The following is a 16080-nucleotide window of genomic DNA, read 5'->3' as shown; positions in this document are numbered from 1 at the left end:
GCTGGGCGTGTTGCCGCTCCATGCTGGGCCCGCGCCACCGGGAAAAGCCCTAGACGTGGAGCAGCGCCCGCAGAGGCGCCGACTTGACCCGTGTCTCCTCGTACTCGGCCGTGGGGTCCGACAGGGCGATGACCGCGCCGCCGACCCCGTAGCGCAGGGTGCCGCCGCTGAGCACCACCGTGCGGATGACGATGCTGAGATCGGCTGCGCCGGTCAGCGAGAAGTAGCCGATGGCACCCGAGTAGATGCCGCGCGGGCCGCCTTCGAGCCGGTCGATGATCTCCATGGTGCGGATCTTCGGCGCCCCGGTCATGGAGCCGCCGGGGAAGGCCGCGCGGATGCCCGCCACCGCGCTGGTTCCGGTGCGCAGCTGCGCCCGTACGGTGCTGACGAGCTGGTGCACGGTGGCGTAGGACTCGACCTGGAAGACCGGGTCGGCGACGACCGTGCCCACCTCGGCGCACCGGCCGAGGTCGTGCCGGACCAGGTCGACGATCATCAGGTTCTCGGCACGGTCCTTCTCGCTGCCCGCGAGATCGGCGGCGAGCCGGGCGTCCTCGACCGGGTCGGCGTGCCTCGGCCGGGTGCCCTTGATGGGCTTGGACTCCATCGTGCCCTGCCGGTCGATGCGCAGGAAGCGCTCGGGCGAGGTGCTCAGCACCGAGAGGGAGCCGAAGCCGAGGAACGCGGCGAACGGGGCCGGACTCGCCCGGCGCAGGTGGCGGTAGGCCTGCCAGGGGTCGAGGGCGGTCTCCGCCTCGATCATGTTCGTCAGGCACACCTCGTACGTCTCGCCGGCGCGTATCTCCTCGTGGCAGACGTCGATGAGCTTGAGGTAGGCCTCGCGGTCGTGGCGTGCGCGCAGGTCCGGCCCGGTGAGCCCGGCCGGGGCGGGGCAGGGTTCGGGCGCCTGGCCCGCGAGCCCTTCCAGCTCGGCCGCCGTGTTGCGCAGCCAGGCCCGGGCGGCGGCCTCGTCACCGTCCTCGGCGAGTGCCAGCAGGTACGTGGTGTCCGTCCGGTGGTCCAGGACGACGGCCCGGTCCGCGAAGACCATCACGGCGTCCGGGTCGGGGGAGCGGTGGGCCGCCTCCCCGCCGCACTCGGCCTTCAGCTCGTAGCCCAGGCAGCCCACCCAGCCCAGCGCGAACTCGAAGGGGAGCTCGGGGACTTCGGTCCGCAGCGCGGCGAGGTCGCGTTCCAGCCAGTCGAGGAACGGGCTGCGGACGGTCTGGTCCCGGCCGTTCCCGGTGACGGTCACGGTGGCGCCGGACACGTCCGCGGTGGCGGTGCGGGCCAGCGGCCCGGAGGCGTTGCCCATGACCGAGATCTGCCCGAGCCGGGCGTCGGCGCGGCTGCTGTCCAGCCAGAAGGGGTACGCGCCGGTGCGGAAGAGCCGGTCGAAGACCGGTTCGGCCTCCCAGCGGGTGGAGAGCTGCTCGGCCAGCACCCGCAGCCGCCGGACCGGTGCTTCTTGAGGAGCCGGGGCCGGGGCGGCCGCCGGCGCCGTTGCGCGGGCCGGGCGCCGTCTGCGCCGGCCGTGCGCGTACGCCAGGTCGCGGAAGTTGGCCAGCAGCTGGTGCCCGCTGCCCGTGCCGATCGACTCGGGGTGGAACTGCACGCCCCACAGCGGCAGGGTGCGGTGGCGCAGCGCCATGACCACGCCGTCGTCGGCGCTGTGGGCGATCGCCTCCAGCGCGGGCGGCAGCGAGGCGACCGCCAGCGAGTGGTAGCGCACCACCTCCAGGGGGTCGGGGATGCCCTCGAAGAGTCCGTGGCCGCCGTGCCGGACCAGGGAGGTCCGCCCGTGGCGCGGGGCCGGGGCCGGGCCGACCTCGGCGCCGTGGGCGAGGGCCATGCCCTGGTGGCCGAGGCAGACGCCGAGAACGGGGAGCCGGCCCTCCTCGGCGATCCGCGCGCACAGGCCGAAGTCGGCCGGGCGGTGCGGCGTGCCGGGGCCGGGCGACAGCACCACGCTGTCGAACCCGTCGAGGAGTCCGTCCCGCCAGGCCGGGTCGTCGTTGCGGATCACCTCGGGCTCCTCGCCGTTCACCTCGGCCAGGTAGTGGAAGAGGTTGTAGGTGAAGGAGTCGTAGTTGTCGACGAGGAGAGTCCGCATCACAGGATCCCGAGTTCGCGCGCCATCTCGTCGCCCACGGCCTGGATGTGCTCGGTGAGGAAGAAGTGGCCGCCGGGGTACACCTTCATCCGGAAGACGTCTTCGGTGTGCTCCTGCCAGGCCCGGGCTTCGGCCTCCGAGGTGCGCGGGTCGGCGTCGCCGGTGAGCACGGTGATCGGGCAGCGGAGCGTGCGGCCGGGCGGGCAGCCGTACTTCTCGATGGCCTCGTAGTCCCCGCGGATGGCCGGGAGGGCCATGCGAAGGATCTCCTCGTCGCCGAGGAGGTCCGGGTTGGTGCCGTTCAGCAGTCGGAGTTCGGCGATGATGCCGTCGTCGTCGCGGCGGTGCACGGTTTCGGTGCGCACCGTGGACGGGCCGCGGCGGCCGGAGGCGATCACGGACTTCGGCTCGTGGGTGCCCTTCTGCTCCAGCCGCCAGGCGGTCTCGAAGGCGAGCACGGCACCCATGCTGTGCCCGAAGAACACGGTGGGCTTCTCGTCGAGGGCCAGCAGCTCGTCGACGATCAGGTCGGCCAGGGTCTCGATGTCCTGGACGCAGGGCTCCTTGCGGCGGTCCTGACGGCCCGGGTACTGCAGCGAGACGATGTCGGCCGCGGGGGAGAACCGCCTTGACACCGGGTGGAAGAAGCTGGCGGATCCGCCGGCGTGCGGGAAGCAGACCAGCCGGACGGGGCTTTCGGGGGCGGGGTGGAAGCGGCGCAGCCACAGGGCCGACGAGTGGTCCGTGCTGTTCAAGGTGCGGTTCCTTTCCGGGGAACGAGGAGGGGACGGGGTGGGGCGGGTGCGGGCCGGGTCGCGGGATCAGTCCCCGTAGACGGTGATGGTGTGGGCGGGGCACAGGTCGCCCGCCTGCCACACGGCCTCGTGGTCCGCGGGTGCCGGGCTGGGGTCGAGGACGAGGACCACCCCGTCGGCGTCCTGATCGAACACGCCGGGCGCGGACAGCACGCACTGTCCGGCGCCGACGCAGCGATCGGTGTCCACGGTGATGCGCATGGCTTCTCTTTCGGGAGGGACGGAAGGAGGGAAGGACGGAAAGGCGGCGAGGGCGGAAGGGCGGAGGGAGCGGGAGCCGGCGGCGGGGAAGGGGCGCCGGACACCCCCGGGGGTTACCAGCGGACGGGCAGTTCGTGCAGCCCGCACAGCACGCCGTCGTACTTGAGCGGGAGTTCCTCCGCCGGCACCGCGAGGGCGAGGGTCGGGATCCGCTCGAACAGCCGCCGGTAGACGATCTCCATCTCGGCCCGTACGAGGTTCTGCCCCAGGCACTGGTGCACGCCGTAGCCGAAGGCCACGTGGTGGCGCTCGGTGCGGGCCGGATCGAAGAGGTGCGGGCAGGCGAACGCCTCCTCGTCGTGGTTGGCGGCCGCGGCCAGCGGGATGACGCCCTCGCCGGCGCGGATCAGCCGGCCGCCGATCTCCACGTCCTCGACGGCGACGCGCAGGGCCACCAGGTCGGCGACCGAGTGGAAGCGCAGCGTCTCCTCGACCGCCCGCTGGTCCCCGATCCACTGCGGGTTGAGGAGCAGGGTCACCACGCCGAGCGCGATGTTGTTCGCCGTGGTCTCGTGCCCCGCGATGAGCAGCAGCATCAGCACCCCGGTCATCTCCTGGGTGCTGATCGAGCCCGTGGCCAGCAGCCGGCTGATCAGGTCGTCGCCCGGCCACGTCGCCTTGATGCCGACGAGCCGGTTGATGTAGCGCAGCAGCTCCTTGGCGGCCGTGTCGCGCTGCCGCTCGGTGGACGTGCGGATGGCGACCAGGGTGCGGGTGCGGGACTCGAAGAAGTCGCGGTCCACCGGAGGTACGCCGAGGAGCGAGGAGATCACCAGAGAGGGCACGGGCAGCGCGAAGTCGGCCACCAGGTCGGCGGTGTTCCCGGCGGCCAGCATGCTGTCGATCAGCCCGTCCACGGTGCGTTCGATCGCCGGGCGCATCTCGCGTACGCGGCGCACGGTGAACTCCGGGATCAGGGCCTTGCGGAACCGGTCGTGCTCGGGCGAGTCGAGGCCGACGAACCACCCCGGGATCTGCTCCTGCCGGGGGACGCCCATGGTGTCGCTGATGTGCGGGAAGCCCTCGCGGTCGGGGTTCGCGCTGATCTTCTTGCTGGTGAGGACGGCACGCACCTCCGCGTGCCGGGTCACCAGCCAGACCCGGTTGCCGTTCGGCAGATGGGTCAGCACCAGTCCCTCGCTGCGGCGGTACTCCTCGTAGCGGGGCGGCGGGAAGGGCTCGCCGGGGACCCGTAGCGGGAAGGGGACAACTTTCGGTTCGGCGGTGCCGGCCATGGTCTTCGTCCTCCGTCGGTCGGTGCGGGCTCAGGCCACGCCGTAGAAGGCGCGGATCTTCCCGGTCACGTAGTCCTGGTCTGCGGCGGTCAGTTCGGTGTACGTGGGCAGGTAGAGCCCGTCCTCGCTGAAGCGGCTGGCGTTGAGGTACGGCCAGACGGGGTCGTGGTAGCCGGGCTGGCGGCTCATCGGCTTGAAGAAGACGCGGGTCTCGATGCCCTCGGCGCGCAGGAAGGTGCGCAGCTCGTCCCGGCGCTCGGCCCGTACGTCGTACATCCAGAGCACGTCGCGCTGCGGCATCAGGGTGATGCCGGGGATGTCCTTGAGGCCCTGGTCGTAGCGGCGTTCGATCTCGCGGCGCAGGGCGAGGAAGTCGTCGAGCTGCTCCACCTGGGCGAGCGCCATGGCCCCCTGCATGGCGGTCATCCGGAAGTTGTAGGCAAGTTTCTTGTGCAGGAAGCTGTGGTCCTTGGTGAAGGCCATCGCGCGCAGGTGGGCCATCTGCTCGGCCAGCCGCGGGTCGTCGGTGAGGCAGATGCCGCCCTCACCCGCTGTGATGATCTTGTTGGCGAAGAGGGAGTAGCAGGCGATGTCGCCCACGACGGGGATGCCGTGCGCTTCGGAGGAGTCCTCCACCACGCGCAGGTTGTAGTCGTACGCGATATTCATGATCGCGTCCATGGCGCAGCGGCGGCCGTAGACGTGGACGGGCATGATGGCCTTGGTCCGGGAGGTGATCTTTTCCTCGATCTTGCCCGGATCGATGTTGAGGTCGTCGGCGCAGTCGACGAACACCGGTGTCGCGCCGGTGTAGCTGACGGCCCAGGCGGAGGCCACCATGGTGAATTCCGGGACGATCACTTCGTCGCCCGGGCCGATGCCCAGCGCGCGGAGCGCCACGGTGAGTGCGGTGGTACCAGAGGAACAAGCGACGCCGTGCGCGATTCCGGTGTACTCGGCGAATGCCTGCTCGAAGCGCCGGACGTACGGCCCTTGGGAGGAAATCCAGCCGTCGGTGATCGTCTCGGTGACGTAGGCGAGTTCCCGGCCCTTCAGACTGGGCCGGGAAACAGGGTATTTGAGGGACATGTCATCCTCGTTCGGAGTGGGGCGGGGGAGAGGGTGCCCTGCGGGGCCGGTCAGGAGAGGGCGGGCAGCCCGAGGAGGAGGTCGGCCGCGGCGCGCCGCCCGCCGGCCGCACGGTGGAGACCCGCGATCCGCTCCGCGCGCTCGCGGAACCGCGGGTCGTCCAGGACCCGGGTGAGTTTGTCGACGACGTCGTCGGGGTCGACGTCCCGCGGGCGGTCCAGGGTCAGGCTCAGGCCGAAGTCCTGGCCGCGTACCGCCTGGTCGTAGCAGTCCACCCAGAGGGGGCGGACCACCATCGGCTTGCCGAAGTACATGCCCTCGTTGAACCCGTTGCCGCCGCCGTGGGTGAAGAACAGCCGCACGTTCGGGTGGGCGAGCACGTCGAGCTGGGAGGGGAGCCAGCTCTCGATCCGCAGGTTGCCGGGCAGGGTCCCGGCGGCCGGCAGCAGGTGCTGCTGCTCCTGGGGCAGCCGCCACAGGAAGTGGTGCCGGTCCTGCATCCGGCGGGCCACCTCGACCAGGGAGGCGACCTCCTCCCGCGTCAGCCGGGTGATGGTCCCGAAGCCCATGTAGACCACCGAGTCCCGGGCGTCGAGCCAGTCGCCGAGGCCGCCGTCGTCCTCGCCGTGCGGCGCCTCCGGCAGCGGCGGAACCATGGCCCCGACCAGCTTCATCCGGTCCGGCACGGTGAAGGGGTAGTCCAGTTCGGCGACCGAGTTGCACAGGACCACCTCGGCCCGGTCGACCCTGGTCATCGGATTGGGCTTGGGCAGGCCCAGCTCCTTGCGCAGGCGCGCGTCCTCGGACAGGACCCTGCCCATCGCCGGGTGGAAGAACATCCCCAGGGTGCGGTACTTGAAGAGCTCGTTCCGGACCCGCTGGGAGAAATTCATCGGATAGGGCAGGCCCGAATGCGGGACCGGGAAGTCCCGCGCTGTCCCGGACGGTCCGAAGGGATTGAGGGAAGTGAGCACGTTGCTCGGCAGGAACGGCACGCTGAGGGCGAACGGAACGTTCCGGGCGAGTGCCACGTCGACTCCGAAGGAGGCGACGCAGTCGATCACCATGAGGGCCGGGTTGATTTTCTCGACGAGGGAATTCAGGCGCCGGAACTTCTCCGCCTGGAGTTCGGGGCGATAGGACTGCCGGATCACGGCTCGGTGCGCCTTGAAGCGGGAGGACTGGGTCACCTCGCGGTATACCTCGTCCGGCCAGCTGACCGCCGAGAGCTCCGGGAACACCTCGCCCAGCGAGGCGAACTCGACCGCCGAGCCCTCCCCCAGGCGTTCCACATCGGCGCGCCGGGGCTCGTCCGTCGCGAACCAGAGGTCGGGCACGCGCCGCCGTGAGAGCTCGGCCGCGAGGACGAGAAGCGGGTTGACCAGGCCGCTTTCGGGAAGGCTGACAAAGAGGACGGGCCGCTGCGTGGTACTCATCGCACTCCTGGAGGCAAGGCCCGGTGGGGTTGGCTGCACCCCTCCTTGGTCTCACGGGCCGTGCCGGGAAATCCTTAGAGTCGGCGGGCCCCGGGCGCCCGCGAGGTGCTGAGCGCCCCCGGCTGGCCGAATGCCCACCATGCGACGGCCGCTGGTTGTTAAGGCTGCGTAAGCTTTTCGCCCCCGTGACGGACTTCATACAGAGAGCGCTCTCTGGCTCCGGTACGCTGCCACCGTTCGACGACCGTAGGGAATGGTGGGAAAAGGTGCGGGTGGGGGACCCGGCCCTTTCCGTTCAACGAGGGGGATTCTTTGTCTGGCCAGTCGGGCCCGTCGTGCGCGAGAAGAGTCATATTCGGCCGCGATGGCGAAATACGTACCATCTTCGGGCGGGCCGCGGCGGCCTGCGCCGGCCGTTCGGGGATCGTGGTCCTCACCGGGCCGCCCGGTATCGGAAAGAGCAGCCTCGTCCGGGCGTTCCTCGACGGCTCCGGTGACCTGGAGCGCGGCGCGACGGGCGGCGGACGGGGCATGATGTCCCTGCACGGAGTGTGCCGACCGGACACCACGACCGCCGCCTACGGCGGTGCCCGGTCCCTGCTGCACCCGCTCGGCCTGGCCGGCGAGGGCGCCGCGCGCCACCCGCTGATGCGCGGAGCCGCACGCCGCGCCCTGCCCGCACTGATCCCCGGGGCGGACCGCCGCCCCTTCGCCTTCGACGCCGACTACCCGGTCTTCCAAGGGCTGTTCGGCATCGTCTCCCGACTGCTCGCCCACCAGCCCCTCGCGCTCGTGCTCGACGACGCCCACCTGTGCGACGAACACACCCTGCGCTGGCTCGACTTCCTGCTGCGCCGCGCAGACGGGCTGCCCCTGCTGCTGGTCCTGGCCCGCAGCACCGAGACCGAGCCCGCCGACGGCACCCCGTGGTCCGGGTTCGCCGCCCACCCCTCGTACACCACCGTGCCCCTGCGCCCCCTGAGCGCGGCCGCCGTCGGCGAGATGGCACGCCACGCCTTCGCGCGCCCGGTCGCGCCCGCGTTCGCCGCCCGGGTCGCCGACGTCTGCGGCGGCAACCCGGGCCGAACCTCCCGGCTCCTGGCGGAACTGCGGCGCGCGGGAGCCCTGCCGGACAGCGAAGGCGCCCGGCAGGCCCGCGAACTCGGCGGCCGCCTGACCGCACGGTCCATCCGCGACCTCTTCGACCGAAAACCGGCCTGGGTGGAGGCCGTCGCCACGGCGATGGCCGTGCTCGGCGACGACCTGCCCGACCTGATCGCCGCGCTGGCCGGCGTCTCCGCCGTCCAGGCCGAGGACGCCCTCTCCGCGCTCCGGCAGGCCGAGGTCCTGGCGCCCGGCCGCACCGGCCTCGCGAGCGACGAGATACGCACCGCGGTCCTCGAACCACTCGCCGCCGGCCACCTCGCCCGGCTGCGCGCCCGGGCCGCCCTGCTGCTCAGCGACGCCGGCCGCCCGGCCGAAGAAGTCGCCGGACACCTGCTGGCCATGCCCGGCGCCCCCCGGCCCTGGATGGCCTCGATGCTGCGCGACGCCGCCGTCGCGGCCGAGGACCGCGGCGCCCCCGGCACCGCCGCGCGCTACCTGCGCCGCGTGCTCGACGCCGCGCCAGAGGACGGCACCCTGCGGCTCCGGCTGGCCGGCCTCGTGGCCCACACCGACCCGGACGCCGCCCTCGCCCTGCTGAGGGAGGCCCTCCACCGCGCCCCCGACCTGCGCGCCCGCGCCGCGGCCGCCGTGCAGTACACCACCACCTGCCTGGCCGCCGGCCGGGCCGTACCCGGTGACCGCGGCCCCGCGGAGGTCCTGGCCGAACTGCGCACCGCAACGGGTCTGCGGGACTCGGCCCTGGCCCTGGAATCGGCTCTGCTCCTCATGGGCTCCGCCGACCGCACCGGCACCGCGGCACCGCCCGAGCGCACCGAGCGCACCGAACGCACTCCCGAGCCGGTGCCCGCCCACACCGGCGCCGTGACCGCCCTGGTCGCGGCGCTCTACGACAACGCGCGCCAGGCGGCGCGCACCCACGCCCGCCGGGTGCTGGACGCTCCGGGCCCCCGCGCCTCCTGGCCCGTGATCGCCTCCTGCACCGTGCTCGCCCTGGCCGACGAGACCACCGACGCGCTCGCCGCCCTGAACGACGCGGTGGCCCAGGCGCAGACCGAGGAACCGGACACGGGCTGGACCCGTGCCCTCGCCCACTCCGCCCGCGCCCTCGTCCTGTACGGCACCGGCGCGCTCGCCGAGGCGATGGACGACGCCCACGCGGCCCTCGCAGCGGCAGGCCGCACGGCACAGCCCCCGGCCCTGCCCCGCCTGGTCCTCGCCGCGGCCCTCGGCGACCGGGGCGAACCCGCCCGCGCCGAGGACCTGATCGCCGGGATCACCGTCCCGCCGTCCCCGGCCGGACCCGTCGTCGACCAGCAGCTCTACCTGATGGTCCGCGCACGCGTCCGCCACGCGCTCGGCGACCGCGAAGGGGCCCTGCGGCTGCTGCTCGCCGCCGGCCGGGCCCAGCGGGAAGCCGGCCTCGCCAACCCGGTGTTCGCTCCCTGGTGGGCGGAGGCGTGCCACGCCCTCGCCGCCCTGCGCCGCCCGCGGGAAGCCGCAGCCCACGCCGAATACGGCACCGAACTGGCCGAGCGCTGGGGCACCGCGCACGCCCTGGGCACCGCCGCCCTGGCCCGCGGTGTCATCACCCCGGGCCGAGCCGGCACCGAACTGCTGGCGGAGGCAGCCGACACCCTGGCGGCCTCGCCCGCCAGGACCGAACAGGCCCGGGCCGCCTTCGCACTCGGCCGCCGCCTGCTGGCCCAGGGCGACCACGCCAAGGCCCGCCCGTACCTGCGCTCCGCCGCCGACCTCGCCCACTCCTGCGGAGCGCTGTCCCGCGCCCGCAGCGCCCGCCGGCTGCTCATCGCCGCGGGCGGACGCATGCCGGAGCTCACCGGAGCGCGCGAGGACCTCCTCACCGCAGCCGAACGCAAGGTCGTGGGCCTGGTCCTGGACGGGGCCAGCAACCGGGAGATCGCCCGGTCCCTGTGTGTCACCCTGCGCACGGTCGAGACCCACCTCACCAGCGTCTACCGCAAGCTGGGCGTCAGCCGCCGCGCGGCCCTCGCGACCACCCTGCGCGCACCCGCCGCCGTCCCGGCCCGCACGCCGGCATGGAGCGGCTGAGCCCGGAGCCGGCCCCCGTGCCCGTACCGACCACGCCGTCCACCCGCCGCCGACCCCGGAATCCGATCACATCCATGTCGCCCTCGGCACCGCCGGACCCCACCCGCCCGGACGCCCCCCCGGTCCCCGAACCGCACGGCGCTGCGGGCCCGTTGACGCACCACAGCCGAGAGCAGGACACGCTCGGCGTCCTGCTCGACGGTCTCGCCGCCGGACGGTCCGCCGTCGTCACCGTCACCGGACGCCCCGGCTACGGCCAGAACGCCCTCGCCCGCCGCACCGCCCGCATCGGCCGGTACCGCGGCCTGCGGGTGCTCAGCGCCCGGGCCGTCCCCTCCGAGTCCGGGCTGCGCCACGGCGTGGCCGCGCAACTGCTGACCTCCCTCGGCGCCGCTCCCGGCCGGCTCGCCCCGGTGCTCCGCGCCGCCCGGCAGCACCCCCTCCTGCTGGTCCTCGAAGACGCCCAGTGGGCCGACCCCGAATCGCTGCACTGGCTCCACGCCCTGGTACGGCGCTCCGCCACCGCCCCGCTGGTCGTCCTGGCCAGTGGCACCGACGCCGGCGCGCTCGGCCCCGACTGGCGGTGCCTGGCCGCCTCGGCGCCGGAACCGGAGCGCGCCCACCAGCTGCTGCTGGGCCCTCCCTCCCACGCCGACACCGCCCTCACCGTGCGCACGGTGTGCGGAGCCGAGGGCGAACCGGAGTTCACCGCCGCCGCCCGGCGGATCTCGGCGGCAACCCCGGCCGTACTGCACGCCGCCCTGCGGCAGTTCAGCCGCCGCGGCCACCTCCCGGTCACCGAGCGGATCCCCGAACTCGAAGCCGTCGGCCGTGCGGCGCTGGACGACCACATCGGCCGGGTCCTGCGGGGCCTGCCGGACGAGACCGTCGCCGTGCTGCGCGCCTTAGCCGTCGGCGGCGAGGTCCTCGGCTTCCACGCGGTGTGCGCCCTCGCGGGACTCGGCCACCTGCGGGAAGCCCGGTTGCGCGCCGTCCTCGACGCCACGGGTTTCGTCCACACCACCGGCACCGGCACCGGTGCCGGCATGCGCATCAGAGCCGAGGCCGGCCTGCGGATCCTGGCCGGGATGGAACCGGCCGACCGGGCCGACCTGCACGCGGCCGCCGCCCGTCTCGCCCACCACGGCGGCGCCGCCGACCAGGAGGTCGCCGGCCTCCTGCTGCACGCGCGCCCCGCCGGCAGCCCCTGGGCCGTCCCGGTCCTGCGCCGCGGCTGCGCGGCGGCCCAGCGGGCGGGCGACCACACCCGGGCGGCGGCGTTCCTGGCCCGCGCCCTGCGCGAACCGCTCGACGAGCAGAGCCACGCCGGGCTCACCCTCGATCTGGCCGCCGCCGAACTCGTCACCGCTCCCGAGGCGGGCATCCGACGGCTCGGCGGCCTCACCCGTACCCGCGACGCCGCCCGGTCGGCCCTGCGCGTCCGTGCCCTGGACCTCGGACTCGCCGCCGGGGACACCGACGGGATGCGCCGCGCCGCGGCCGAAGCCCGGCCGGCCGCCGCCGCCGAGGAGCAGGAAGCCCTCGTCGCGCTCTACTGGTCGGCCGACCCGGCCGACCGGGAGCACGCCGAGCGTGTCGTCCCCGCGATGCCCGCACTGCCCGCCCGCCCGACGTCCGCCCTCCAGGCCGGCCCCCGCGCCTGGCAGCTCGCCCTGGCCGGCGACGGCCTGACCGCAGCGCGCGAGCTCGCCCGCGCCGCCCTCGCCCGGCCCGCACGAGACGCCCCCGTCCTTCCCCGGCTCGCCGCCTGCAAGGCGCTGTGCCTGACCGGGGACCACGACGAGGCCGACGCCGGACTGACCGCCCTGCTCACCGGCATGCGGGCGGACGGCAGGCAGGTCGCCGCACCCCACGTCCTCGCCGCGCGCGCAGAACTCAACCTGCGCCGCGGCCTGCTCGCCGCCGCCGAACACGACATCGGCGCCGCCGAACGGGCGCTGCCCCGCCCCAGCCGGCACCCCGCCGCGACGGCACAGCTGCGAGCCGTGCGGATCGTCGTCGACCTCGAACGCGGCGACACCGTACGGGCCGGTACGCTCGCCGCCGAACCGGTGCCGGACGCGGCCCGCCCCAGTCCGTACTGGCCGCACCTGCTCTTCGCGCAGGCCCTGGTGGCGGCCGCCGGCCGGGACACCGCCGAGGCCGTGCACCTGCTGCGCGAATGCGGCCGCCTGCTCCTGCACCGGGCCCACCTCAACCCCGCACTGCTGCCGTGGCGTTCGGTCGCAGCCCGGCTCCTGCGCGCGGCAGGACAGGAAGCCGAGGCGCACCTGCTGGGCTCCGAGGAGCTGCGGCTGGCCCGCAAATGGGGTGCGGTCGGCCCGGTCGGATGGGCCGAGCTGAACGCCGGACCGGCCGCCGCCCACGAGGATCCGGCCCGGGCCCGCTACGCGGCCGACCTGCTCCGCCGGGGCCCGGCCGGTCCCGGCTACCAGCGGGCGCTCGCCGACCTCGCCGCCGCGGAACTCGCCACGGCCGGCAACCGGCAGGCCGCCGCCGCGGCCGTCGCCGAACTCAAGGTGCTCACCGCCACCCACCCGGCGGGCCCGATGGCCCGGTGCGCCCGGCGGCTCGCGGCGGAACTCGCGCCCGGCCGGAGCCCCGGTCCCGACCGGCCCCCTTCCTGGGCCGAGCTGACCCCGCCGGAGGCCCGTACGGCGACGCTCGCCGCGCACGGGCACAGCAACACCCAGATCTCCGGAATGCTGTCGCTGTCGCGGCGTGCCGTGGAGCTCCGGCTGAGCCGGGTCTACCGCAAGCTGCGGATCGGCAGCCGGGAAGAACTCCGGGCGCTCGTACGCGACATGGAAGGAAACTGAGCCGATGCTGCTCGAACGGACATCCGAGACGGTGTTGGTGCAGGACGCCCTGCACGCGGCGGCCGACGGGCGGTCCTCGCTCCTGCTGTTCACCGGGCCCCTCGGCATCGGCAGATCCGCCTGGCTGCGGGAGCTCCCGGCACGCTTCACCGGCCACGACGTGTGCGTCATGCGGGCCAACGCGGCCGTCATGGAACAGGACTTCGCCTACGGCGTCGTACGCCAGCTCTTCGACAGCCTGACCCTCGCGGCGGCCGCGGCGGCCGACGGCTTCCCGCCCTTCGGGGACACCCTCTCCGAAGACCTCCTGCCGGCCGCCGCCGAGGACCCGGCGGCGCCCCTCGACGCGGTCCTGTCGGACCTGCGCGAGATGCTGGCCCGGCTCGGGCGCGAACGCCCCCTGCTGATCCTCGTCGACGACCTCCAGTGGGCCGACACCTGGTCGCTGCGCTGCCTGGCCTACCTCGCGGGCCGCCCGCAGGGTCTGCGCGCCGTCCTCGTCTGCACCCTGCGCGACGGCGACCCGCGCGCCCGGCACCCGCTGGTGTGCGAGGTGACCGATGCCGCCACACAAGTGATGCGGCCCGCCCCGCTCTCGCCCGCCGCGACCGGACAGCTGATCCGGGAACGGTTCGGCGAGAGCGGCGATGAGGAGTTCGTCCTGGCCTGCCACCGGGCATCCGGCGGCAACCCGATGTTCCTGAGCCATGTCCTGGCGGCCCTGGCCGACACCGGGCTGCGGCCGTCCGCCGCGCACGCCGGGACCGCCGGCACGCTGCGGCCCGCGCCCCTGCGCGAACGCCTCGCCGGATGCCTGAGCACCCAGACCCGACCGGTCCGCGACCTGGCGGCCGCGATCGCGATCCTCGGGGAGCAGGACACCCCCGGGCTGGCCGCGCGCCTGGCCCGCCTGGACACCATCGGGGAGTCCGACGCCCTGCGCACCCTGCACCGGCTCGGACTGCTCAGGGCCGAGGGCGTTCGGGCGTTCGTCCATCCGGTCGTCCAGGACGCGGCCGAGGCCTCCATGGCCATGGACGAGCGGGGCAGTTGGCACGAACGGGCTGCCACCCTGCTGCACGAGGCCGGGCACTCCGGCGAAGAGGTCGCGGCCCAGCTCATGGCGGCCGCCACCCCTGGCAACAGCTGGTCCGCCGCCGTCCTGCGCACCGCCGCAGACGCGGCCCTGCGCCGCGGCGCCCACCAGGAGGCGGCCCGGTTCCTGCGCCGCGCCCTGATCGGCAGCCCCGAACAGGGCGAGGAGCGGGCGCGCCTGCTGATCGACCTCGCGGCGGCGGAGAGCGCCTACGACAGCGCCGCCTGCGAACGGCACACCGCCCAGGCCATCGCCCTGCTGGACACGCCGCACGACCGGGCCGCGGCAGCGCTGCGCATCTCGCCGGGCTTCCTCACCCCCCTCAACCCCGCCGCCGCGGACATCCTCCGGCAGGCCGCCGCCGGCCTCGGATCCCCGGAACGGCTGACCGGATCGGCGCGCGACCTGGCCCTGCGGCTGGAGGCCCGGCTGAGCCACTGCGCCCGCCAGGACCCCGCCGAACTCGCCCGGTCCGTACGCCGGCTGCGGGAGCGGCCCGAGGATCCGGCCGTCTTCTCCGGCGCCGAACGTGAACTGCTCGCCGTACTCCTGCACGCGGCCGCACTCAGCGGCCGGCTGCCCGCGTACGAGGTGGCCCGGCAGGCCGGGCGGATCCTCGCGAGCGTACCGGCTGCCGAACCGGGACCGCCGACCGTCCTGCCGCTGCTGGCACCGGTGTTCACCAGTGCCGACGACGTGGATGCCCTCGCCGGCTGGCTGGCGGACCGAGAGCGGCACCGGGGCCGGGCCGGAGGCGGACCGGAGCCTTTCGTCCAGGTCGAGGAGGCGATGGTCCTCCTGGCCCGCGGCCGGCTCGCACACGCCCGCGAGCATGCCGAGCGGGCCTTCGAGCGCGAGGGAGACGGCCATCCGGACGGCGCGGCGATGGCCGCCACCGTGCTGGCCGCCATCGCCTTGGAGGCCTGCGACCCGGTGCTCGGCGAGCGCGTGAGAGCCGGAACCCGAGGGCAGCTGGCGGCCGGAAACCTCGCCTGCACCACCATGCTGCGGCTGACGGAGGCACAAGCAGAGGCCCGGCGCGGCGACCTGGACCGGGCCCTGGACACCGTGCTCGCCTGCGGTCGCCAACTGGAGGCGTCCGGATGGCGCAACCCGGTCCTCTTCCCGTGGCGGCCCTGGGCGATCCGCCTGCTGCACCGCAGCGGTGACCTGGAGTCGGCCCGGGCGCTCGCCGAGGAGGAGTACGCACAGGCCAGGATCTGGGGCGCGCCGGTCGCGATCGGGCGCGCGCAGCGGCTGCGCGGTCGCCTCCGCGGGGGCAGCGAGGGCACAGCCCTGCTGCGCGACGCGGTCAACGTCCTGCGCGGCTCGGCCAACGGGCTCGAACTGGCCCGAACGCTGCGCGCGCTGGCCCGCGCGGTACGCGAGGGCGCCGAGGCGCGGGAGCTGCAGCGTGAGTCGGCGGCCCTCGCCCTGGCCTGCGGGGTGCCCTGGAAGGCCGAGCAGGACGTGCCGCGCCCGCCCGGGCCGGCCGGGACCCCGCCCGAACCGGCCCTGACCCCGACCGAATCGCGCGTCGCGGCCCTCGCCGGGAGCGGGCTCACCAACCAGGAGATCGCGACGGAACTCGGCGTCGGATCGCGGGTGGTGGAAAAACATCTGACGAACTCCTACCGAAAACTCGGAATATCGGGTCGGCCGCAACTCGCGGCGCTTTTGGGCGGTGCGCGAAAGGGGGCGGCGGACTCCTGAACGGCCGCCTGCCACTTCGGTGGAGAGCCGATGGTTCGGTGTCTCGGCGGATTGCTTCGGTGGGCCGTCTTGCCCCGCCCCTCAGAACCCCGTCAGGCCCCATCCATCAGCTTGACCTGTGAAGGAGACCGACCGCACCGTACCGAACCACCGAAGCGGAAGTGCCTGACCGAACCCTTGGATCCGATGACCACGGTATTCGCCTCAAGCGCCGCTCGAGCGTTGACCGGCGCGAAGCCGACTACCTAGTGTTCATGGCGGAGTCCAGTCCGGATAAAGCG

9 protein-coding genes are annotated in these 16080 nt (G+C 74.1%); 3 read left to right on the top strand and 6 right to left on the bottom strand.

Annotated elements, in window-relative coordinates:
- Positions 1 to 49: 49 nt before the first annotated feature.
- The 6 genes from pabB to MUK52_RS02950 form a co-directional block, all read right to left on the bottom strand.
- The gene (gene pabB, locus MUK52_RS02975; protein ID WP_284574467.1) at positions 50 to 2116 is read right to left on the bottom strand and encodes an aminodeoxychorismate synthase component I; all 2067 of its coding nucleotides are present in this window, start codon (positions 2114 to 2116) and stop codon (positions 50 to 52) included.
- On the bottom strand, positions 2116 to 2871 hold the full coding sequence (locus MUK52_RS02970; RefSeq protein ID WP_284574464.1) for a thioesterase II family protein: 756 nt from the start codon (positions 2869 to 2871) through the stop codon (positions 2116 to 2118). Before MUK52_RS02970 ends, pabB begins: the two co-directional genes overlap by 1 nt.
- Before the next feature lie 66 nt (positions 2872 to 2937).
- Positions 2938 to 3132, bottom strand: a complete 195-nt coding sequence (locus MUK52_RS02965; RefSeq protein WP_114055385.1) for a ferredoxin — start codon at positions 3130 to 3132, stop codon at positions 2938 to 2940.
- 113 nt (positions 3133 to 3245) lie between these two features.
- Complete coding sequence (locus MUK52_RS02960) at positions 3246 to 4427, bottom strand: cytochrome P450 (RefSeq protein WP_114055386.1); 1182 nt, start codon at positions 4425 to 4427, stop codon at positions 3246 to 3248.
- 30 nt (positions 4428 to 4457) lie between these two features.
- Complete coding sequence (locus MUK52_RS02955; RefSeq protein WP_114055387.1) at positions 4458 to 5516, bottom strand: DegT/DnrJ/EryC1/StrS family aminotransferase; 1059 nt, start codon at positions 5514 to 5516, stop codon at positions 4458 to 4460.
- A 50-nt stretch (positions 5517 to 5566) separates the two neighbouring features.
- Complete coding sequence (locus tag MUK52_RS02950; protein WP_284574460.1) at positions 5567 to 6952, bottom strand: glycosyltransferase; 1386 nt, start codon at positions 6950 to 6952, stop codon at positions 5567 to 5569.
- Between the two features lie 312 nt (positions 6953 to 7264).
- On the opposite strand from MUK52_RS02950, the gene MUK52_RS02945 reads away from it, so the two are divergent.
- The 3 genes from MUK52_RS02945 (at position 7265) to MUK52_RS02935 (ending at position 15799) form a co-directional block, all read left to right on the top strand.
- Positions 7265 to 10150: an ATP-binding protein gene (locus tag MUK52_RS02945; protein WP_114055389.1), complete on the top strand. Its 2886-nt coding sequence runs from the start codon at positions 7265 to 7267 to the stop codon at positions 10148 to 10150.
- 74 nt (positions 10151 to 10224) lie between these two features.
- Positions 10225 to 12990 carry a LuxR C-terminal-related transcriptional regulator gene (locus MUK52_RS02940; RefSeq protein ID WP_284574458.1) on the top strand — a complete coding sequence of 922 codons (2766 nt, stop codon included), beginning with the start codon at positions 10225 to 10227 and terminating at the stop codon, positions 12988 to 12990.
- 4 nt (positions 12991 to 12994) lie between these two features.
- Positions 12995 to 15799 carry a helix-turn-helix transcriptional regulator gene (locus MUK52_RS02935; RefSeq protein ID WP_114055391.1) on the top strand — a complete coding sequence of 935 codons (2805 nt, stop codon included), beginning with the start codon at positions 12995 to 12997 and terminating at the stop codon, positions 15797 to 15799.
- The last annotated feature ends 281 nt before the right edge of the window (positions 15800 to 16080 follow it).

Source organism: Streptomyces sp. 2P-4 (assembly GCF_030167965.1).
Lineage (GTDB): Bacteria > Actinomycetota > Actinomycetes > Streptomycetales > Streptomycetaceae > Streptomyces > Streptomyces globosus_A.
This window is presented reverse-complemented; position numbering and strand designations above follow the sequence as displayed.